General features: G+C 74.8%; 17 protein-coding genes. 6 read left to right on the top strand and 11 right to left on the bottom strand.

What is annotated here, in order from left to right:
* The first annotated feature begins 9 nt into the window (after window positions 1–9).
* Complete coding sequence (locus ACZ3J7_RS02575) at window positions 10–1,101, top strand: winged helix DNA-binding domain-containing protein (protein WP_465616052.1); 1,092 nt, start codon at window positions 10–12, stop codon at window positions 1,099–1,101.
* Between the two features lie 86 nt (window positions 1,102–1,187).
* Here the strand turns inward: ACZ3J7_RS02575 and ACZ3J7_RS02570 are convergent, their stop codons facing one another.
* The 4 genes from ACZ3J7_RS02570 to ACZ3J7_RS02555 all read right to left on the bottom strand — a co-directional run bounded on the left by ACZ3J7_RS02570 (window position 1,188) and on the right by ACZ3J7_RS02555 (window position 5,667).
* Window positions 1,188–1,778 carry a dienelactone hydrolase family protein gene (locus ACZ3J7_RS02570; protein ID WP_465616050.1) on the bottom strand — a complete coding sequence of 197 codons (591 nt, stop codon included), beginning with the start codon at window positions 1,776–1,778 and terminating at the stop codon, window positions 1,188–1,190.
* A 173-nt stretch (window positions 1,779–1,951) separates the two neighbouring features.
* A complete protein-coding gene (locus ACZ3J7_RS02565) occupies window positions 1,952–4,621 on the bottom strand; it encodes a M9 family metallopeptidase (RefSeq protein WP_465616560.1) in 2,670 nt (889 codons plus the stop codon).
* A 273-nt stretch (window positions 4,622–4,894) separates the two neighbouring features.
* Window positions 4,895–5,257, bottom strand: coding sequence for a DUF4180 domain-containing protein (locus tag ACZ3J7_RS02560; RefSeq protein WP_465616048.1), 363 nt, complete (start codon window positions 5,255–5,257; stop codon window positions 4,895–4,897).
* The gene (locus ACZ3J7_RS02555) at window positions 5,254–5,667 is read right to left on the bottom strand and encodes a helix-turn-helix domain-containing protein (RefSeq protein WP_465616046.1); all 414 of its coding nucleotides are present in this window, start codon (window positions 5,665–5,667) and stop codon (window positions 5,254–5,256) included. Before ACZ3J7_RS02555 ends, ACZ3J7_RS02560 begins: the two co-directional genes overlap by 4 nt.
* Before the next feature lie 337 nt (window positions 5,668–6,004).
* Between ACZ3J7_RS02555 and ACZ3J7_RS02550 the strand changes: the two genes are divergently transcribed.
* From ACZ3J7_RS02550 to ACZ3J7_RS02540, 3 genes are all read left to right on the top strand, one after another.
* On the top strand, window positions 6,005–6,994 hold the full coding sequence (locus tag ACZ3J7_RS02550; protein ID WP_465616044.1) for a serine protein kinase RIO: 990 nt from the start codon (window positions 6,005–6,007) through the stop codon (window positions 6,992–6,994).
* Between the two features lie 199 nt (window positions 6,995–7,193).
* Window positions 7,194–9,143: a serine/threonine protein kinase gene (locus ACZ3J7_RS02545; protein ID WP_465616042.1), complete on the top strand. Its 1,950-nt coding sequence runs from the start codon at window positions 7,194–7,196 to the stop codon at window positions 9,141–9,143.
* 73 nt (window positions 9,144–9,216) lie between these two features.
* On the top strand, window positions 9,217–9,771 hold the full coding sequence (locus ACZ3J7_RS02540; RefSeq protein WP_465616040.1) for a hypothetical protein: 555 nt from the start codon (window positions 9,217–9,219) through the stop codon (window positions 9,769–9,771).
* 168 nt (window positions 9,772–9,939) lie between these two features.
* On the opposite strand, the gene ACZ3J7_RS02535 is transcribed toward ACZ3J7_RS02540, so the two are convergent.
* Both ACZ3J7_RS02535 and ACZ3J7_RS02530 read right to left on the bottom strand, forming a co-directional pair.
* Entirely contained in the window at window positions 9,940–10,836 is an 897-nt protein-coding gene (locus ACZ3J7_RS02535) for an ABC transporter permease (RefSeq protein WP_465616038.1), read from the bottom strand.
* A gap of 67 nt (window positions 10,837–10,903) precedes the next feature.
* Window positions 10,904–13,729 carry an alpha/beta fold hydrolase gene (locus ACZ3J7_RS02530; RefSeq protein ID WP_465616035.1) on the bottom strand — a complete coding sequence of 942 codons (2,826 nt, stop codon included), beginning with the start codon at window positions 13,727–13,729 and terminating at the stop codon, window positions 10,904–10,906.
* Window positions 13,730–13,930: 201 nt separating this feature from the next.
* Between ACZ3J7_RS02530 and ACZ3J7_RS02525 the strand changes: the two genes are divergently transcribed.
* Window positions 13,931–14,941: a mechanosensitive ion channel family protein gene (locus ACZ3J7_RS02525; protein WP_465616033.1), complete on the top strand. Its 1,011-nt coding sequence runs from the start codon at window positions 13,931–13,933 to the stop codon at window positions 14,939–14,941.
* Between the two features lie 122 nt (window positions 14,942–15,063).
* Here ACZ3J7_RS02525 and ACZ3J7_RS02520 read toward each other — a convergent pair whose 3' ends face one another.
* A complete protein-coding gene (locus ACZ3J7_RS02520; RefSeq protein WP_465616031.1) occupies window positions 15,064–15,540 on the bottom strand; it encodes a GNAT family N-acetyltransferase in 477 nt (158 codons plus the stop codon).
* A gap of 11 nt (window positions 15,541–15,551) precedes the next feature.
* On the bottom strand, window positions 15,552–16,490 hold the full coding sequence (locus ACZ3J7_RS02515) for an RluA family pseudouridine synthase (protein ID WP_465616030.1): 939 nt from the start codon (window positions 16,488–16,490) through the stop codon (window positions 15,552–15,554).
* Window positions 16,491–16,684: 194 nt separating this feature from the next.
* On the opposite strand from ACZ3J7_RS02515, the gene ACZ3J7_RS02510 reads away from it, so the two are divergent.
* Window positions 16,685–18,199: a glutamate synthase-related protein gene (locus ACZ3J7_RS02510; protein ID WP_465616028.1), complete on the top strand. Its 1,515-nt coding sequence runs from the start codon at window positions 16,685–16,687 to the stop codon at window positions 18,197–18,199.
* Window positions 18,200–18,216: 17 nt separating this feature from the next.
* Here the strand turns inward: ACZ3J7_RS02510 and ACZ3J7_RS02505 are convergent, their stop codons facing one another.
* The 3 genes from ACZ3J7_RS02505 to ACZ3J7_RS02495 form a co-directional block, all read right to left on the bottom strand.
* Window positions 18,217–19,089 carry a DUF3592 domain-containing protein gene (locus tag ACZ3J7_RS02505; RefSeq protein ID WP_465616559.1) on the bottom strand — a complete coding sequence of 291 codons (873 nt, stop codon included), beginning with the start codon at window positions 19,087–19,089 and terminating at the stop codon, window positions 18,217–18,219.
* Between the two features lie 119 nt (window positions 19,090–19,208).
* Window positions 19,209–19,937 (bottom strand): signal peptidase II, encoded by a 729-nt coding sequence (lspA, locus tag ACZ3J7_RS02500; RefSeq protein ID WP_465616557.1) that lies wholly within the window; start codon window positions 19,935–19,937, stop codon window positions 19,209–19,211.
* 102 nt (window positions 19,938–20,039) lie between these two features.
* The gene (locus tag ACZ3J7_RS02495; protein WP_465616026.1) at window positions 20,040–20,543 is read right to left on the bottom strand and encodes a TraR/DksA family transcriptional regulator; all 504 of its coding nucleotides are present in this window, start codon (window positions 20,541–20,543) and stop codon (window positions 20,040–20,042) included.
* Between the last annotated feature and the right edge of the window lie 13 nt (window positions 20,544–20,556).

Genomic DNA, 20,556 nt, shown 5'->3' with positions numbered 1-20,556 from the left:
GTGCCGGCCGTGCGCACCCTGTCCGACCGCGAGCTGACGGTCTCCTTCTTCGAACGCCAACTGCTGCACCGCACCGAGGAGTCGGGCGCCGCCGGGGCGGTGGCCCGGCTGGCCGCGCTGCAGGCGCAGTACTCGCCCTCGCCCCACCTGGCGCTGTGGGCCCGACTGCCCGGGTTCGGGTACCGGGACCTGGAGGCGGCGCTGCTGGACGGCACGGTGGTGAAGTCGACGCTGATGCGCGGCACCCTGCACCTGGTCCCCGGGGCGGACTACGGGCACCTGGCGGCGGCCTGGCGCCGCCAGTGGCTGGCCGACCTGCGCGGGCGGCACCGGACGGCCGGCCTGGACGAGGCCGCGCTCGAAGCCTCCCTGCGCGCCTTCACCGCCGTCCCGCGCGGCACGGACGAGCTGCGCGCGCACACCGCCGAGGCGTCCGGCGGCCGGGTCCGCGAGGCCGACCTGCTGCACTACCCGCGGGCGCTGCTCCCGCTGGTGCACGTCGCCCCGTCCGGGCACTGGCGGGCGCACGGCAAGCCGCGGCTGGTGTGCTGGGACGGCGAGCTGCCGCCCGAGCCGGCCGCCACCGTCCGCCTGGTGCGCCGCTACCTGGCGGGCTACGGGCCGGCCTCGCGCGCCGACGTCGCGCACTTCGGCGGCCTGCGGCTGCGCCAGGTCGACCCGGCGCTGGCCGAACTCGCCGAGCGGGGCGAGCTGGTCCGCCACCTCGCCGAGGACGGCCGCGAGCTGCTCGACCTGGCGGACGCCCCGCCGCCGTCCGACCCGGGCCGCGAGCTGCCGGTGCGCTTCCTGCCGAAGTGGGACGCCGCGCTGCTCTCGCACGCCGACCGCACCCGGGTGCTGCCCGCCGCGATCCACCGGCGGGTCTACCGGGCGGTCAACGGCACGCTGCTGGCCTCCTACCTGGTGGACGGGCTGGTCGCGGGCGTCTGGGAGCACACCCGCGCCCGGGGCGCAGCCGTCCTCACCCTCACCCCGCTGCTGCCGCACGCCCGCCGCCCGGAGCTGACGGACGAGGGCGAGCGGCTGCTGGCCTTCCTGGAACCCGACGCGGACCGCCGGACGGTGCGCTTCGCGTCCTGAGGCGTGCCGTGGCCAGGCCCTCTCGTTCGGATCCTGCCGGATCGGCGCGCGGCGTCGGGCGCCCGGCAGGATCCGAACGGGAGGGCCTAGGCCTCCTGCTCGTCCAGCTCCGCCAGGAAGGCCAGCGCGGCGGCCCAGGTCCGCTCGGCGGCCTCGGCGTCGTGGTCGGGCAGGTCGGCGTCGGTGTACAGGTGCCCGGCGCCCCGGTAGCGGTGCACCTCGACGTCGGCGCCGGCCCGGGTCATCCGCAGGTACCAGGTGTTCAGCCAGTCCTCGGACTCGAACGGGTCCGGCTCGGCGACGTGCAGCTGCACCGGGATCCCGGTGGCGGCGTCCTCCCGCAGGTCGGAGGTGCCGTGCAGGAGCAGCAGGCCGCGGGCCTGCTCGTCGGCGAGCGCCAGGTTCTGGGCGAGCGCCCCGCCGAGCGAGAACCCGGCGTACACCAGTCCGCCCTCGACCGGCAGCAGCGGCGCGACGGCCCCGACGGCCCGGCGCAGCAGTTCGTCGTTGCCGATCCCGTCGCGGTGCGCCATGCCCTCCTCCAGGTCGTCGAAGGTCCGGCCGCCGTAGAGGTCGGGGGTGTGCACGGTGTGCCCGGCGGCGCGCAGCCGGTCGGCGGCCGCGGCGACGGCGGGGCGCGGGCCGTACGCGGAGTGGAACAGGACGATCTCGGCCACGGGTCTGGCTCCTCGGTGCTGCGGGCGGGCGGGTGGTGCGGTGCGCCGGAGCGGTTCGGCGGCGGCGCGGACCCTCCATGATCGCCCATCCCCGGACGCGCGGGGGCCCGGCCCACCGGGAGGGTGGGCCGGGCCGTTCGGTGTCTGGTGCTACCGGGGGGTCGCCGTCCGGCTCAGAACGAGGCGCTGACGGTGGCGCCGGCGAAGTCCTGCCCGGCGGCGTGGAGGCTGACGAAGTTCCAGCCCGGGGTGGGGTTGGCGACGGTCAGGGTCTCGGTGTTGCCGCTGTTGGTGGACTTGGCGGTGTTGGCGCCGGTGGTCGCCCAGGTGGCGGCGTTGTAGTACAGGTCGGCGTTGCCGGTGCCGCCGGAGGCGTTGATCTTCAGGCTGGCGGTGCCGGCCGGCACCCAGACGAAGAAGTACGCGTAGTCGCCGTTGGCGGCGGCGAGGCCGCTGCGGACGCAGCCGTTGTCGAGCTGGCGGGTGTCCGCGGCGGTGCACTCGCCGCCGCCGGGCGGGGTGGTGGCGGCGCCGTTGCCGGCCGTGAGGGAGACGCCGGAGATCGGCTGGCCGCCGGCCGCGTGGAGGCTGACGTAGTTCCAGCCCTCGGGCGGGTTGGCGACGGTCAGGGTCTCGGTGTTGCCGCTGTTGGTGGACTTGGCGGTGTTGGCGCCGGTGGTCGCCCAGGTGGCGGCGTTGTAGTACAGGTCGGCGTTGCCGGTGCCGCCGCTGGAGCTGACGGTCAGCTTGGCGGTGCCGGCCGGGACCCACACGTAGAAGTACGCGTAGTCGCCCGCCGCGGCGGCGACGTCCTTGCGGGTGCAGCCGATGTCGAGCTGCTGCGGGCCGGCCGCGGTGCAGTCGCCGCCGGGGGTGGGCGGGGTGGTGCCGGAGCCCTTGCCGCAGGCGCCGGCGTTGCAGGCGGTCAGCCAGGTGTCGAAGTCGGCGTCGTAGCGGGTGCCGATGGTGCTCTTCAGGAGGGTGCGGGCGCCGGCCCAGTCACCGGTGCGGTACTTGGCGAGGACGGCGTCCATGTCGGAGCGGCGCTGCTCCAGCATGTAGCGGACGGCCAGGTAGCCCCAGTTGTAGATCCGGGTCTGGTCGGCGTTCTCGTAGGTGGTGTCGAACAGGGTGGACAGCGGGTAGGTGTGCCGGCCGGCCTGGTCGATCGCGGCGGTGTAGTCGGCGCCCCGGTAGCCGTAGTTGACGTACTCGGCGAAGCCCTCGACCCACCAGACGGTCGGGGTGGTCATCCCGGCCTCGAAGTCGCCGTACATGTCGAACCGGCCGTCGAGGAAGTGGGTGTACTCGTGGTTCAGGTTCCAGATCTGGAAGTCCGGACGGACCCACTCGGCCTCGTAGGCGATGAACCGCGGCTGGTTGCCGGCCGCGGTCGGGTCGCCCTCCAGGTACATGCCGCCGTTGTTGGTGGAGATGCCGAAGATGATGCCGGCGTACTTCTGGTAGTCGCTGCTGGAGTGGAAGACCACCACGTCGATGGTGGTGTTCCGGTCGTCGGCGACCGGGCCGCCGTCCTTGGCCACGTTGTGGAAGTACGCGTCCTGGCCCTTGAGGCTGGTGCAGGCGGTGGCGAGCTGGTCGGCGGTCAGCGCCTGGGCGATGACGTCGATGCTGGCGCTGCAGGTGTGGTTCACGGTCAGCACCGCGGCCTTCACCCGGTTCACCAGGTCGCAGGTGCCGTAGTAGGCGCAGTTGGCCTTGTCGTAGCTGTCGGTCATCTCGGCCAGGCCGACCCAGAGCGAGGCGGTGCTGCCGGTGATCGAGGTCTGGGCGAGCAGGCCCTTCACCATCGGGCTGACGGTCGGCTTCAGGTCCGCGTACTGCAGGAAGCGGCCCAGCTCGCGGCCGGAGTTGGCGACCAGGAAGTCCTTGTCGGTGCCGAGCCGGCCGAGGTTGCGGCCGGCGAAGGACTGCAGGGTGGTCAGCACGCTCGGGTCCGCCTTGACGGCGGGCAGGAAGTCGCTGTTCTGGTGGCCGCGCCAGAACACCGTGAAGGTGTTGTTGACGGCGTTGACCATGTACCAGGACGGGTCGTAGCTGCTGTTGTAGCCGTTCAGCAGGCGCTTGACGACGTTCAGGTAGCGGGCGTTCTCCAGCGAGCTGTCGATCAGGGTGACCGCCTCGCCCAGCGTCTCGCCGTTGGCGTCGGTGACGTCCTGCGAGCGGGCGTTGGCGAAGAAGGCGTCCAGGCCGCCCTCGATCGCGCCCTTCAGGGTGCCGCCGTAGGTGCCCACCACGTCCGCGTTGTACCACTGCACGTAGTAGCCGGCCCGCAGGTACAGCACGATCTGGTGGGCCGAGGTGGAGTTGTCGCCCGGGTAGGCGGCGGACACGTCGCGCAACGCGTTGGCGACGGTGACCATCTGCGACTCCTTGAAGGCCGCCTTCGCGTCGTTGCCCTTGAGCAGGAACAGCGAGTTGACGCAGTCGACGGTGGACGCCTTGATCTTCGCCACCAGGTCGGCGCCGGTGCGGCCGGTGAAGTCGGACGCGTCGCAGGCCGTGGTGGCGGTCGGTACGTCACCCGGCAGGCCGCCGGGCTCGCCCCCGGCCGCCAGCGGCGGACGCTTGCTGGCGTCGGAGCGGACGTTGCTGGCGGAGTCCTTGCGGAGCTCGGCCGCCGCCGAGCCCAGCGGCGCCTCCTTGCCCGCCTTGGCCGCCCGGTCGGCCCCGAGGGCCTGGTCGGAGTTCTCGGACTTGGCCGGCTTCTGCCCGGCCGGGGCGGCCGCCCGGGCCCCCGGCGCCAGCGCGCCGAGGAGACCGAGGGCCAGACAGAGGGACAACAGCAGACTCAGCGTCCGTCCTGCGGACGCGAACGCCATCCGGAAGGTTCGCACGTGGGGGCCTCCGGGCCGATGTGGCGCCGTGGTTGGGGGCACGGCGGAGGGTCGGTGACCGCCGAGGTGCCCCTCGACGGCCTGTGACATGTACAATTACACATGTCACCTGTCACCGAAAGAGCTCAGGCGCAAGTCAACTGCCGGTCATAACCCGCCGGTTGAACTCCCGCCCGCACCCGGCCCCTGCTCGGCCCCGCTCAGCCCCCGCCCGGATCCCGTCCGGCGGCCTCCCGATCCCGCCCCCGTCCCCCGCCGCTATCCGGCCAGGCGGTCGGCCAGCTCCGGCAGGTCCGCGACGAACCAGAGCTGCAGGCCGCGGTTGCTCTCCCGGACGAAGTCGCGCAGCGCGTCCGACCCCGCCACCTGCGCGGCGATGTCGCCCACCACCGCGAGGCCCATCCGGTACTGCGCGAACTTCTGCACCACCGCGCCCGCGACGCCGCTGCGCAGCCGGAAGAACTCCGCCCCCAGCCGCTCCACCGGCAGCGCCACCCAGGACGCCTCCTGGTAGTAGGCGTCGCCCAGCAGGTCCAGCGCCTGGCGCTCCCCCGCCACCGCCTCGCCCTCCGGCCCGGCCACCATCACCCGCACCCCGCCCAGCTCCCGCACCGCCGTCACCGCACACCTCCGGTCAGGTCGTCGATCAGCGCCAACACGTCGGACACCCGCCGGGGCGGGCCCATCACCACGAAGCGCAGCGCGCTCCGCTCCTCCTCCCGCACCGCCTGCACCCACAGCGGCCGCGGCCCCCCGGACCACGCCGAGGCCGCCGCCAGCACGCCCGTGACCAGCCGGTCCGCGTCGCGCGGGCCCACCCCGTCCACCTGCACCACCGCCGAGACGTCCGCCCGCACCGGTTTGGCCGACACCCCGCCCCCGGTGAACGCCTCCGCCTCGGCCCGCGCGATCCGGTACTGCTTCCCGATCCGCACCGCCTTGAGCTTCCCGTCCCGCACGTAACCCCGCACGGTCTTCACGTGCAGGCCCAGCAGCTCGGCCACGTCCTCGACGGAGTAGAAATCCTGCATTCCCTATCCTTCCCTATCCCGCCCCAGAATACGACCCGATAGGGAACTTCTCCCTCCCGCCACTCCGACCGCGGACCACCGGTTCCCGCTCCTCCCCGCTCCTGCCGTCCGCCCCGGAAAAACCGCTTGCGCCGCTGCCGCCAGCGGCTAAGGTGGTCCACGTCCCGCCGCGCCGCCGTGCGCTCGCGGGCCCGACGAGAGGAGGTGTGGACCGATGGTTGTCGCCGTGACGCGGCGTGCCTTCGTGTGCGCGCCATACGCCTCCCCCCGTCTTCGTCCCACCGGCTGACAGCGCCCTTTCCGCGCCCCGGTGGGCCACTCCTCAGGAGCCACCGCAGTGCGCGAGCGCTTTGCCGACAGCGATTCCTTCTCCCGCATCCGCCCCAAGGGCACGTCCCGTCGCGGCCGCCGGACGGACCGCTTCGACGACGACCAGCCCGACTACGACTACTTCTCCACCGCCGAGGCCGACGGCTTCGGCCACTCCGACGACTTCGCGGGCGACGAGCCGGAGTTCACCGCCCCCGTGACCGACGGTCCCCCCACCGGCGACCGCTGGTCGACGTGGGACCAGTCCACCCCGACCGAGAAGGGCCCCGAGCCGCGCCCCGACTGGGTCGTCACCGAACTCGCGGCCGTCGACACCGAGTTGGGGATCGTGAAGACCGGCAAGGAGGCCGACGTCTTCCTGCTGGAGCGCGCCGTCCCCGGCACCGACCGCCGCACCCTGATGGCGGCCAAGCGGTACCGGGACGCCCAGCACCGGATGTTCCACCGGGACTCCGGCTACCTGGAGGGCCGCCAGCACAAGGAGTCCCGGGTCACCCGGGCGATGGCCAAGCGCACCGCCTTCGGCAAGGAGGCGATCGCCGGCCAGTGGGCGGCCGCCGAGTTCGGCGCGCTGTGCCGGCTCTGGTCGGCGGGCGTCGCCGTGCCGTACCCGGTGCAGATCACCGGCACCGAGATCCTGATGGAGTTCGTCGGCGACGAGGACGGCACGGCCGCGCCCCGGCTGGCCCAGCTCCGCGCCGAGGAGGCCGACATCGACGACCTGTGGGCGCAGTTGGGCCGCAGCCTCGCGCTGCTGGCCTACGACGGCTACGCGCACGGCGACCTCTCGGCGTACAACATCCTGGTGCACCGGGGCCGCCTGGTGGTCATCGACGTCCCGCAGATCGTCGACGTGGTGGCCAACCCGCGCGGCCTCTCCTTCCTGGAGCGGGACGTGCGCAACGTCGGCGCATGGTTCGTCTCCCGCGGCCTCCCGCCCGAGAGCGTCGAGGCCCTGGTCGAATCCCTCGCCACCGACGCCCGCCTGCGCCGCTGACCCCGCCGCCACCGGCCCGCCACCGCCCCCGCCCGGCCCCGACCGCGGCTGACCTCTCCTCACCTCGTGCGAACCGCCCGGTAGTTGGCTCGCGCACCAGGTGTAGAGTCACCGCGGTCGGGCGGGGCGGGGGTACCGGCTTCCCTCTCCGCGTTCGAACGGTCAGAATCACTGACAGGTAGTCCAACACGCTCGGGGGATGCGGGACATGTGGGGTCGGGGCACGGTGCTCGGGGGCCGGTACGCCCTCTCCGAACGGCTCGGCAGCGGGGCGATGGGCGAGGTCTGGCGAGCCGAGGACCAGGTGCTCGGCCGCCAGGTCGCGGTCAAGATCGTGCTGCCCGCGCTGATGGAGGACGAGGTCTTCGCGGCCCGGTTCCGCCGCGAGGCGACGGTGCTGGCGGCGATGAACCACCGGGGCGTGGTGCACATCCACGACTACGGCGAGGACGGCACCGAGCCGGACGCGAGGACCGCGTACATCGTGATGGAGCTGCTCACCGGCAAGCCGCTCGACAAGGCCCGCGGCCGCGACCCCTTCCCGCCCGACCGGGCGCTGGACGTCGCCGCCCAGGTGCTGGACGCGCTGCACGCCGCGCACCGGCAGGGCATCGTCCACCGGGACATCAAGCCGTCCAACCTGATGATCGACGCGGACGGGCGGGTCACCGTCACCGACTTCGGCATCGCCCGCACTCTCGCCGACACCCGGATCACCACCGCCCACGCGGTGATCGGGACCGCCCTCTACATGGCCCCGGAACGCGCCGAGGGCAAGGACGCCTCCGCCGCCTCCGACCTGTACTCGGTCGGCGTGGTGCTGTACGAACTGCTGGCCGGCGCGGTGCCGTTCACCGGCGGGACCCCGCTGGAGGTGGTGCTCAAGCACGTCCGCGAGCCGGTCCCCGAACTGCCGGAGAGCGTGCCCGCGCCCGTGCGGGCGGTGGTCGCCAAGGCGCTCGCCAAGCAGCCCGAGGACCGCTACCCGGACGCGGCCGCGATGGCCGTCGCCGCCCGGCAGGCGATGTCCACCCCGGCCGCCCTCGGGGCGGTGCTCGGCCCGCCCGAGGCCGTCGAGGCACCGCCGACCGTCCCCGCCCCCGAACCCGCCCTCGGGTCGACCGCCGGACCCGCGCCCGTGCCCGCGCCGGCCCCGGCCCCGGTCCCGGCGCCCACCCCCAAGGAGCAGCGCGCCGGGCGGCGGCGCCTGGCCACCGTGCTGCTGCCGGTCGTCCTGGTCACCGGTGGCGGGGTGACGGCCCACCAGCTCGACCTGCTGCCCTGGCAGCAGGACCGGAACCCGGGCACCACGGCCGGCTCCACCCCGAGCGCCGGCGCCCCGGTCCCCGGCGCCGTCGGCACCGGCCCGTCGGCCACCGACTCCGGCACCGCGCAGGCCGTCCCGACCCCGCCCCCGTCGTCCCCGCCCGCCGAGAACCCCGCCTCCCCGGTCACCGACCCGGGCGCCGCCCCCGGCACCGGCATCGTCCCGGGCACCGGCAGCGGCTCCGGCTCCGGTGGCGGGGTCGGCGGCGGCAACTCCGGCGGCTCCGCGAGCGGTTCGGGCGGCACCGGTACCACCGCCGGCAGCGGGAGCAACCCGGGCACCGGCTCCGGCGGTTCCAGCAGCTCAGGTGGCTCCAGCAGCTCGGGCGGCTCCGGCGGCGGCAGCACCCCGGCCCCGCCCAAGCCCACCACCCCGGCCGCCGGCACCCCCGCCGGCCCGGCCAACGGCTGCGGCGGCTCCGGCTGGGGACGGCTGAGCAACACCGGCAGCGGACGGACCATCGGCCTCGGCTCCGACGCCGTCAGCCCGGGCGTCCCGGTGGTCTCCGGCGGCTACACCTCCCACGGCTGGATCAAGGCCACCGACGGCACCGGCGTGACCACCTTCACCGCCTGCAAGCCCGGCAGCGGCATCAGCCTCGGCGCGCGCTACGCGGGCAGCCCCAACATCGCCGAACTCGCCGGCTCCAGCTCCTTCGGCGACATGATCAGCTGGTCCGTCGCCGACGCCGGCTCCGGGAACTTCCAACTCAAGTTCGGGTACGGCCCGCAGAGCTGCCTGACCGACAACGGCAGCGGCAACACCCTCACCGTCAACACCTGCAACCCGGGGGACAGGTCCCAGCTCTTCCGCTTCTCCTGACCACCGCCCGAGGACTCCACCGATTCCCCCACCCCGCAGCGCAGTTGTCGCACATCCGGGGCAGAATGCGGTCATGGCCGAACAGTACTTCTCCGCCTTCGCGGTGGACGCCGCCATCCTGCTGCGCCTCCCCGGCTCGGGCGACCGCCCCCTCCCGGGGGTGGCCCCGTCCGAGGCGCTCGGCGAGCTGCTCTCCGGCCGGATCCGCCCCGACTCGGCCTCCCGCTACACCGCCCTGCTGCCCGCCCTCGCCGGCGCCTTCGGCACCCCCCTGGGCGCGGTCTCCGTCCCGGGCCGGCACTGGGACGACCTGACGGACGTCTTCGAGGCCCTCGAACTCCCCGCCCTGACCGTCCTCTGGTCCCGCCCCTGGGCCTTCCCCGCCGACAGCGCCGACGACTGGCCGTGGCCGTACCCGACCCTCGCCCCGCGCACCGGCACCGCCGAACTGCTCGCCGAACTCGCCGCCCTGGCCTCGGAGTCAGTCCCCGAGCAGGACGTCCCGAGCATGGACGAGGACGACCTGGAGGAGGCGTCCTGGTTCCTCACCGAGCACCTGCCGGTCTGGGCCTCCCGCGCCCACGCGCTCGACCTCGACCTCCTGCTGGTGCGCGACGGCGCCCGGTGACACGTCATCGATGACGCAGCACCGATGCCCCGACATCAATGCCACAGCATCGATGTCACGACACCGATGTCACGACACCGATGTCGCATCACCGATGCCACGACATTGATGACACGGCACCCATGTCACGGCACCGTCCCCGGCACCCCACCGCCGCCCCACCCACCCTCAGGACACCACGTCCTTGCCCGCGAACCCGCGGAACGCCAGCGCCAGCAGCACCACCGAGTAGGACAGCGACAGCACCACGCCCTGCACCATCCCGCCCCACTCCAGCTGCGGCTGCAACGCGTCCGCCCAGGCGTACTGCCAGTGCGCCGGCAGCCACTCCCGCAGCGAGCCGAGCGCGGTGACGGCGTCCAGCACGCCCGTGACGATCGAGAGGAAGACCGCGCCGCCGACCGCGCCGAGCGGGGCGTCCGTCGCCGTGGAGAGCCAGAACGCCAGCGCGCCGATCACGATCTCGGCGAGGAAGACGTACAGCACGGCGATCGCCAGCCGGGGCAGCGCCTCGGTCGCGGAGAGCGTCGCCCCGGTGGGGAGCTTCAGGTCGCCCCAGCCGTACGCCGCGGTGCCGACCACCAGTCCGACGGCGGGCAGCAGCACCACCGCGGCGGCCGAGAACACCATCGCCACGGTGAACTTCCGCACCAGCAGCCGGGCCCGGGGCACCGGCGCGGCCAGCAGGTAGCGCAGCGAGGACCAGCTGGCCTCGGAGGCCACCGTGTCGCCGGAGAACAGCGCGACCGGGATGACCAGCAGGAAGCCGGTGCCCATGAACAGCAGCGTGGTGGCGAAGTTCGCGCCGGACGCGGTGGCCAGGTCGATGAACGTGGTGCGGTTGTCCCGCCCGGACGTGCCGCCGATCTGGAACGCCCCCAGCACCACGAACGGCAGCACCGCCAGCACCCCGCCGATCACCAGCGTGCGCCGCCGCCGCAGCTGGCGCATCGCCTCGACCCGCAGCGGCAGCGTCCGGCCGACCCGGTAGCCGGGCGCGGCAGCGCCCGGCTCGGCCTCGACCACCGCGCCGCCCGCGCCGCCCGCGCCGCCAGTCCCGCTCATCGCGCCCACACCCCTCCGTACCCAGCCCCGCTCCGACCACTGACACCGTCCACCGGACCCCCACCGCTCACGACGACGCCCCCTGGATCAGCGACAGGAAGGCGTCCTCCAGCCGTCGCTGCGGCCCGATCCCGCTCACCGGCACGCCGAGGCGCACCAGTTCGGCGGTCAGCCGGCTCGCGGGCAGGCCGTCGAGGCGGACCAGCAGCCCGCCGTCCACGGCTTCCGCCGAGGCGACGCCGGCCAGCTCGGCGAGCTTCTCGGCGACCGCACCGGCACCGGGGTAGCCGTCCTCGACGGTGACCAGCAACTGCTCGCCCGCGCCGGTGATCTCCCCGGTCGGCCCGGCGACGACCAGTCGGCCACGTTCCATCACCACCAGGTGGGTGCAGGACTGCTCGACCTCGGCGAGCAGATGGCTGGAGACGATGACGGTCCGCCCGGCGGCGGCGTACCGGACCATCACCTCCCGCATCTCGCGGATCTGCGGCGGGTCGAGCCCGTTGGTCGGTTCGTCGAGGATCAGCAGGTCGGGCAGGCCGAGCATGGCCTGGGCGATGGCCAGCCGCTGCCGCATGCCCTGCGAGTAGGTGCGGACGGCGCGCTCCAGGGCCTCACCGAGGCCGGCGATCTCCAGGGCCTCGGCGAAGTGCGCGTCCTCGACGGGCCGGCCGGTGGCGGCCCAGTACGACTCCAGGTTGGCCCGGCCGGAGAGGTGCGGCAGGAAGCCCGCGCCCTCGACGAACGCGCCGACCCGGGAGAGCACCGGCGCGCCGGGCCGGATCGCGTGCCCGAAGACCCGGATCCCGCCCTCGTCGGGGCGGATCAGGCCCATCAGCATCCGCAGCGTAGTGGTCTTGCCCGCGCCGTTGGGGCCGAGCAGGCCGAGCACCTGCCCGGTCTCGACCCGGAACGACAGGTCGCGCACCGCGTACCGGTCGGTGGAGCCCTTGTACCGCTTCGACAGGCCGGTGATCAGCAGCGGCACCCCGGCCAGCTCCGGGTCGGGCGCGGGCGTGCCGTCCCGCCGCCGCCGGGCGAACACCAGCAGCGCGGCGAGGGCCAGCGCGACCAGCGGCAGCACCCAGGTCCGGTCCGGCAGCGGCGCGGCCTCGGTGCGCAGCTCCGGCACGGTCGGGACGGTCAGCGGGCCGGCGGCCGAGACGGTGTACGTGGCGGCCCGGTCGGGCGAGGCGTACGCGAGGTCGGTGGCGGCCAGGACGAGGCGCAGCCGGTGCCCGGCGGGGAACTCGTGGTCGACGGCGGGCAGCGCGACCCGCACGGTCCGCCCGCCGTCGGCGTCGGCGCCGGTCACCCGCAGCGGGGCGACCAGCTGCTGCGGCAGGCTCTGCTTGCCGTCGGGGGCGACGTCGTAGAGCTTGGCGAACAGCACGGCCTCGGGGGCGTCCGCCTCGACCCGCACCGAGACGGCGGGGGCGCCGGTCAGGTGCAGGGCGCCGGTCAGCGGTTCCGACTCGAAGGAGGCGTGCTGGCCGGGGAAGTCGAGCGAGAGGCCGGCCCCGACCGAGGAGAGCTGGGACAGCGCGCCGATGCCGGGCAGGGTGGAGATGTTCGGCGGCGCCCCGCCCGGCGGGTTGGCGAACTCCTGCTCGCGGCCGGTCAGCGGCACCTCCCGCTGGGCGGTCCCGCCGAGGCCGGGGTACGCGTCGGCGTCGGCGCCGCGCAGCACCGCCTGGAAGCCGGTGGAGTCGACGCCGCCGGTCCGGGTGACCCGGAACGCGGGGCCGGTGTCGGTGCCGTCGTCCTTCAGGTAGTGGTCGAACCAGGCGTTCACCCGGGCGTCCGCGCGGGTGCTGGTCTCCTGGCCGCCGTCGTGGCCGGCGCCGAACCAGTCGACCGAGACGGGCGCGCCGTTCGCGGCGACCGCCCGGGCGATCCGGTCGCCCTGGTCGAGCGGGAACAGCGAGTCCTGCTGGCCCTGGACGACCAGCGTCGGCACCTTGATCCGGTCCGCCACGGCGGCGGGGCTGGAGCGCTCCAGCAGTTCGACCGCCGCCGCGTCCGGCCGCCCGGCCGCCGCCACCCGGTTGTACATGTCGCACAGCTCGGCCCGGAACCGCCCGCAGCCCACCGCGCCGGCCGCACCGTCCGCGCCCACCGCACCGTCCGCGCCCACCGCGCCGTCCGCGCCCCCGGAGGCACCGGGCGCCCCGGAGCCCCCGGAGGCACCGGGCGCCCCGGAGCCCCCGAATCCGGCGGCCGACGACGAGCCGGTGGTGAAGAAGATCCCGGCCCACAGCTTCTTGAAGACCCCGTCGGCCGCCGAACTCCCCTGCGCGGCCTGCGGGAAGAGCGCGTCCGCCAGGTCGAACCAGGTGATCTGCGGGGCGATCGCGTCGATCCGGCCGTCGTACCCGGCGGCCAGCAGCGACACCGCCCCGCCGTACGAGGCGCCGGTCACGCCCACCCTCGGGTCGCCGGCACCGTCCAGCCGCACCTCGGGGCGCTGCGCCAGCCAGTCCACCAGCCGGGAGACGTCGGCGACCTCGCGCTCCGGCTGGTCGAGGCCGATCCGCCCGCCCGACTTCCCGAAGCCGCGCGCCGACCAGGTCAGCACCGCGTAGCCGTGCCGGGCCAGCTCCTCGGCGCGCTCCCGCAGGTCGTCCTTCGACCCGCCGAAGCCGTGCGCCAGCAGCACGGCCGGGCGCCGCCCGGAGCCGCCCGCGGTGAAGAACGAGGTGTCGATCCGGACGGTCTCACCGCTGCCGGCGACCTCGGGCAGCTCCAGGAAGCGGTCCTCCCGGTGCACCCGCTCCGGCTGCCCGGCCACCGCGACCGCCCCGCCCCCGACCAGCAGCGCGGCCGCGACCCCGCCGGCCAGCACCGCCCTGCGCCTGGTCCACCACCCGCGCCACGCCCCACCGAAGCCCATGCCGGTGATCCTAACCGGGGCCGCGGTAGGGAATCCGTCAGCGCGCCCCCGCCCTCCCCCACCACCGGACACCCCCGTCCCCGGACACCCCGACACCCGCCCGCCCCGGGCTCCCGTACCCCCGCATTCCGCCGCGATAGGGTGCGAATCCCCCACCCGGCCCCCGTGCCTCCCCCACCCCCGGACCGCCCGAGGTGACCCGTGTTCTGGCCGCTCGTCAGCCTGCTCGCCGCGATCCTCGCCACCCTGCTGGCCGGCTGGCTGGTCGACCAGCTCCTCCAGCGGCTGGCCGCCCGCCACCCGGACGCCCCGGTCTGGGCGGAGCTGCGCCGCTGCCGCGTCCCGCTCCAACTGGTGCTGCTGTCGGCCCTGTTGCTCGCCGCCCAGCCGGTCCGCCGGATCTTCCACGCCGAGGACGACGGCGTCCGGCACGGCGTGCTGCTGGTGCTGGTCGGCTCGCTCGGCTGGCTGACCGTCCGGGTGCTGGCGGCCGTCGTCGAGGCCGCGTTCAGCCGCTACGAGACGGTCACCGAGGACGCCTCCCGGGTGCAGCGCGTCCGCACCCAGCTCGGCCTGGTCCGCCGGGTCGGCTCCGCGGTCGTCTGCGTGGTGACCGGCGGCGCGCTGCTGCTGACCTTCGACGCCATGCGCACGGTCGGCGCCAGCCTGCTCGCCTCGGCCGGCATCATCGGCATCATCGCGGGCATCGCCGCCCAGTCCACCCTCGGCAACTTCTTCGCGGGCCTGCAGATCGCGTTCAGCGACACCGTCCGGATCGGCGACACCGTGGTGGTGGACGGCCAGCAGGGCACCGTCGAGGAGATCACCCTCTCCTACCTGGTGCTGCGCCTGTGGGACTACCGCCGCCTGGTCGTCCCGGTCTCGTACTTCGTCTCCAAGCCGTACGAGAACTGGACCCGCCGCGACCCCGGCCTGCTGGCCTGGGTGCTGCTCCACCTCGACCACCGCACCCCGGTCGACGCCCTGCGCGCCGAACTGGAGCGCTACCTCGCGGCCAGCCCGCTCTGGGACGGCCAGGAGTGGTCGCTGACCGTCAGCGACACCACCCCGTCCACCATCGTCGTCCGCGCCATGATGACCGCCCGCGACCCGGACGCCACCGCCGCCCTCAAGCTCGCCGCCCGCGAACACCTGCTGGCCCACCTGCGCGACCACCACCCGGAGTCGCTGCCCCGGGTCCGCACCGAGTGACCCACGCCCCTCCGGGCCGGGCGGCGTCCGCCGCCGAACGGCACGGCGCCGCCGTCACCCGCGGCGGCGGGTGTCGGAGCGGGGACCGCGTCCGGCTTCGGCCGCGGTCCCCGCTCCCCTCGTCACAGCACCCGGGTCATCGTCCGGTGCGGGATCCCGGCGTCGTCGTACACCGGGCCCTCGGCCGCGTAGCCGAGCCGCTCGTAGAAGCCGAGCGCCTGCACCTGGGCGTGCAGCTCGACCTCGCGGGCGCCCCGTTCGCGCCCCAACTCCTCGACGGCGCGCACGAGTCGGGCGCCCAGGCCGGTGCCGCGGGCGGCGGCGACCACGGCGAGCCGGCCGAGCAGCACCCGGCCCTCGGTGCCGCCGGTCATCGCCAGCGCCTCGGCGCCGGAGATCAGCCGGGCGGTGCCGAGCGCCGCGCCGTCGGGGCCGACGGCCAGCAGGTGCGCGGAGGTCGCGTCGTACTCGTCGTACTCCAGCTCCGGCGGCACGCTCTGCTCGACCACGAACACCTCGTGCCGCACGCCGCGCGCCAGCTCCATCTCCGCGTCCCCGTCGACCACCCGGATCGACACGTCCGTCAGTGGGATGCCCATCCCCGTCCTCCTCAGCTCTCGGCCGCGATGGTATCCAGCGCGTGCCGCAGGTCCTCCGGGTAGTCCGAGGTGAACTCGACCCAGCGCCCGTCCTCGGGGTGCTCGAAGCCGAGCGAGACGGCGTGCAGCCACTGCCGGGTCAGGCCGAGCCGCTTGGCCAGCGTCGGGTCCGCGCCGTAGGTGAGGTCGCCGACGCAGGGGTGGCGCAGCGCCGACATGTGCACCCGGATCTGGTGGGTGCGGCCGGTCTCCAGCTTGATGTCGAGCAGGGACGCGGCCCGGTACGCCTCGATCAGGTCGTAGTGCGTGACGGAGGGCTTGCCGTCGCGGGTGACGGCCCACTTCCAGTCGCTGCTGGGGTGCCGGCCGATCGGCGCGTCCACCGTGCCGGACAGCGGGTCGGGGTGGCCCTGGACCAGCGCGTTGTACTTCTTCTCGGTGATCCGGTCGTGGAACTGCCGCTTCAGGTCGGTGTACGCCCGCTCGGACTTGGCGACCACCATGATCCCGGAGGTGCCGACGTCGAGGCGGTGCACGACGCCCTGGCGCTCGGCGGCGCCGGAGGTGGAGATCCGGTAGCCGGCCGCGGCCAAGCCGCCGATCACGGTGGGGCCGGTCCAGCCGGGGCTGGGGTGCGCGGCCACGCCGACCGGCTTGTCGATCACCACGACATGGTCGTCGTCGTGGATGATCCGCATGCCCTCGACGGCCTCGGCGACGATCTGCACCGGCGCCGCGGGGGCGGGGATCTCGACCTCCAGCCAGGAGCCAGCGGTGACCCGGTCCGACTTCCCGGCGACCGCGCCGTCCAGGGTCACCTTGCCCTCGGCGGCGAGCTCGGCGGCCTTGGTGCGGGAGAACCCGAACATCCGGGCCAGGGCGGCGTCCAGCCGCTCGCCCTCCAGGCCGTCGGGTACGGGGAGGCTACGGGTCTGCGCTGCGATACTCACCCACCCGAGTATGCCCGACCCGCACCGGCCCCCGACCCCACCGGCCCCCGCCCGGGCCCCACCCGCCGCCCGCCCGGCGGCCGTCCTCGCCCCGGCGGCGGCACGTCCGGGGCCGCCTCCTAGCATCGGAGCCGCACCACCATCACGACGGCCCGGTCAACGGGGACGGGGCCGGATCCGAGGGGGGACCCGCCATGAAGGCCCGCACGATCGGTACGGCCGCCGCGGCCGCGGTGGCCGCGCTCGCGGCCCGCGACCTGCTGCAGAAGCGGCACGCGCTGCTGCGAAACTTCCCGGTGGCCGGCCACGCCCGCTACCTGCTGGAGCGGATCGGCCCGGAGCTGCGGCAGTACATCGTCACCTCCAACGAGGAGGAGCGCCCGTTCAGCCGCGACCAGCGCAGCTGGATCTACGCCTCCGCGAAGGAGGAGAACAACTACTTCGGCTTCGGCACCGAGGTCGACGTCGCGCACGTCCAGGGCCACGCCTACCTGAAGCAGCGCACCTTCGCCGGCCCGCTGCCCGACGCGCACGACCCGGACGCGCCGCTGCCGTCCGCCAAGGTGCTGGGCGGCCCGCGCGGGCGGGCGAAGGCGTTCCGGCCGGCCAGCGTGGTGAACGTCTCGGCGATGAGCTTCGGCTCGCTCTCCGGCGCCGCGATCACCGCCCTGAACGAGGGCGCGGCGCAGGCCGGCGCGCTGCACAACACCGGCGAGGGCGGCCTGTCCCCGTACCACCGCAAGGGCGGCGACCTGGTGCTGCAGCTGGGCACCTCGTACTTCGGCTGCCGCAACGCGGACGGGAGCTTCGACCTGGCGAAGCTCAGGGAGGTGGTGGCGTCCGGTCCGGTCCGGGCGATCGAGATCAAGCTGTCGCAGGGCGCCAAGCCGGGCCTGGGCGGCATGCTGCCGGGCGCGAAGGTGGCGCCGGAGATCGCCGGGATCCGCGGCATCCCGGTCGGCGAGGACTGCGCCTCGCCGTCCCGGCACAGCGCGTTCGGCGACACCGACTCGATGCTGGACTTCGTCGAGCTGCTGGCCACCGAGACCGGCCTGCCGGTCGGGATCAAGAGCGCGGTGGGCGAGCTGGGCTTCTGGCGGGAGCTGGCGTCGATGATGGCGCGCGGCGACCGCGGCGTGGACTTCGTGACGGTCGACGGCGGCGAGGGCGGCACCGGCGCGGCGCCGCGGATCTTCGCCGACTCGGTGTCGCTGCCGTTCCGGATGGGCTTCTCCCGGGTCTACGGCACCTTCGCCGAGCTGGGCCTGACCGACCGGCTGACCTTCGTCGGCTCCGGCAAGCTCGGCCTGCCGGAGAACGCCGCGGTGGCGTTCGCGCTGGGCGCCGACCTGATCAACGTGGCGCGCGAGGCGATGCTGTCGATCGGCTGCATCCAGGCCCAGAAGTGCCACACCGACCGCTGCCCGACCGGCATCGCCACCCAGAACCCGTGGCTGACCCGCGGCGTCGACCCGGCCTCCAAGGCCACCCGGGCCGCCCTCTACCTGCGCACCCTGCGCCGGGAGCTGACCAAGGTCTCCTCGGCGCTCGGCGTCGCCCACCCGTCGCTGATCACGCCCGACGACATCGAGGTGCTGAACGGCGACTACGAGGCCCGCACGCTGGCCTCCGTGTACGGCTACAAGGACGGCTGGGGCCGGCTCGGCCCGGAGCTCGCCGAGGAGATCACCCGGCTGCTCACCGCCTGATCCCCGCCGCCCGCCCCTCAGCGGGAGAGCAGCAGCCGGCCGCCGACCGCCGCGGTCGCCGCGAGCACCGCCACCGCGATGACGTGCACCGCCAGGTCCCACCCCCACGAGCGCCGGTCGGCCGCCGGGTCGAGCGTGAACTCGGCCGGGTCCGCGGGCGTGTGGTGCACCGTCACCGCGCGCCCGCGCGCCCGGGCCGGGTCGGCGAGGTGCGCGGTGCAGTGCGCGGTGACGGCGGTGCCGGCGCGGGTGGTGAACGCGACGACGGGGGTGAGGGTGGTGTGGGTCGAGCCGTCGTCCTCGTCGACCCGGACGTCCCGGAACACCGCGACGATCCGCCCCGGCACCGCGTCCATCGCGGCGAGCCGCTCCCGCTTCGCCCTCCGGTCCCGGACGGCCTCCGGCAGGTACCGGATCCCGAGCAGCGCCCACGGCCCGGCGCCGCCGACCAGCGCCCACGGCCAGGCCCAGCGGACGGCGGCCAGCGCCACCAGGCCCGCGTACGCCGCGAACAGCGCGCCGGCCGGGCCCGCCAGGCCCCGGGCGGGCGGCTCGGGGGCGTTGGAGAACCGGTGCTCGGCGGGCCGGCCCACCGGGTGGCTGACCCCGATCTCCCGGCCCACCCACGCCGAGGTGAGCGTCTCGCCGCGCCCGTCGTCCCCCTGGACGACGACCTCCCGCCCCGAGTCCGGGTCCCGCCAGGAGACCGTCACCGGGATGCCGCCGATCCGCGAGGCGCCGTGCCGCACCTCCCCGACCCGCTCGATCCGCCCGGCCAGCCGGACCGTCCGCTGCGCCTTCGTCACCCCGGCCAGCGACCGCCCGGCCCCGACCAGCGCCACCGCGCCCCACGCCGCGCTCCACAGCAGCAGCGCCCCGTCCCACCCCACCACGCGCCCTCCCCGGCGGTCCGTCCTCCCGACACCATGCCCGCCCGCCGGCCCCCGACACGCGGATGCCCGCCGGACCTGGGGTCCGACGGGCACGCGTACGGGGGCGGGCGGGGCGGTCAGCCCTCGCCGTCCTCCTGCTCCGCCTGCTTCCCGGCCCTGGCGGCCGGCGCGCCGTGCGTGGTGCCGTCCGGGTTGGAGCCGCGGAAGGAGAGCAGGACGACCAGGATGCCGCCGCAGACGATCGCCGAGTCGGCGAGGTTGAAGACCGCGAAGTGCTGGACGGAGATGAAGTCGACCACGTGCCCGCGGAACGCCGAGGGGGCGCGGAACAGCCGGTCGGTGAGGTTGCCGAGCGCGCCGCCGAGCAGCAGGCCGAGCGCGATCGCCCAGGGCAGGCTGTACAGGCGGCGGGCGATCCGCCAGATCACCACGATGACGCCGGCGGCGATCGCGGTGAACAGCAGCGTCATCGCCTGGCCCATGCCGAACGCGGCGCCGCCGTTGCGGATCACCTGGAGGGTCATCCAATCGCCGATCACGTCGATCGGCGTGGAGCGGCCCTCCAGCTTGGCGACGACCAGCATCTTGGAGCCGAGGTCGATCAGGTAGGCGAGCAGCGCGACGAGCAGCAGCAGGCTGATCCGGCGGCGGCGCACCACGGCGCGGGCGCCCTCGGCGGCCGTCGAACCGGCGTTCTCTGGCTGCTCGTGCTCGGGCGCCGGACGCTCGGCCGGCTCACCCGCCCCGGTGGGCCGGGCGGTGGGGACGGCGTCGTCCTGGGTCTGGTGGGAACCTGGCGTGCTGATGATCCGCTCCGCTGCCGTGTGGAATGCGCCGGGTGGAATGCCGGTCGACGTACTGGGGACGAGGGTACGGCACCGCCCGCCCGGTTGGCCGCCGCAGCCGGGATTGTCCGGCCTTCGGGACCAGTCGACCGGCACCCGCGGTCAGCGGCGTTCCTGCTTGGCCTTGCAGCTGACGCAGAGGGTGGCGCGCGGGAAGGCCTGCAGCCGGGCCTTGCCGACGGGCTGGCCGCAGGACTCGCAGCGGCCGAAGGCGGTGCCCTCCAGGCGGGCCAGGGCGCGCTCGGTCTGGGCGAGGCTGTCGCGGGCGTTGTTGGCGAGCGAGAGCTCGCTCTCCCGGTTGATGTTCTTGGTGCCGGCGTCGACCTGGTCGTCGCCCGCGCCGTCGTTGGAGTCCCGCATCAGGCCGGCGATGGCGGCCTCGGAGGCCTCGATCTCGGCCCGCAGCCGGAGCAGGTCGGCGGCCAGTTCGTCGCGCAGCTCGGCGACCTCCTCGGCCGTCCACGGGTCCTCGCCGGGGCGGACCGGCAGCTCGGCCGGGTCGGCCTGCTCGCCGCCGCCGCGGGCACCGCTGCCCGCCGGCACGTGGGTGCGGCTGCTCGCCGCGGTGTGTCCGGTGGTGCCGGTCTTTCGCCGCGCAGTACTCACGGTCCCCTCCCCT

The sequence above is a fragment of the Kitasatospora sp. NPDC015121 genome (assembly GCF_055562955.1).
The sequence above is the reverse complement of the archived record's forward strand: the minus strand, read 5'-3'. Positions and strand labels throughout refer to the sequence as shown.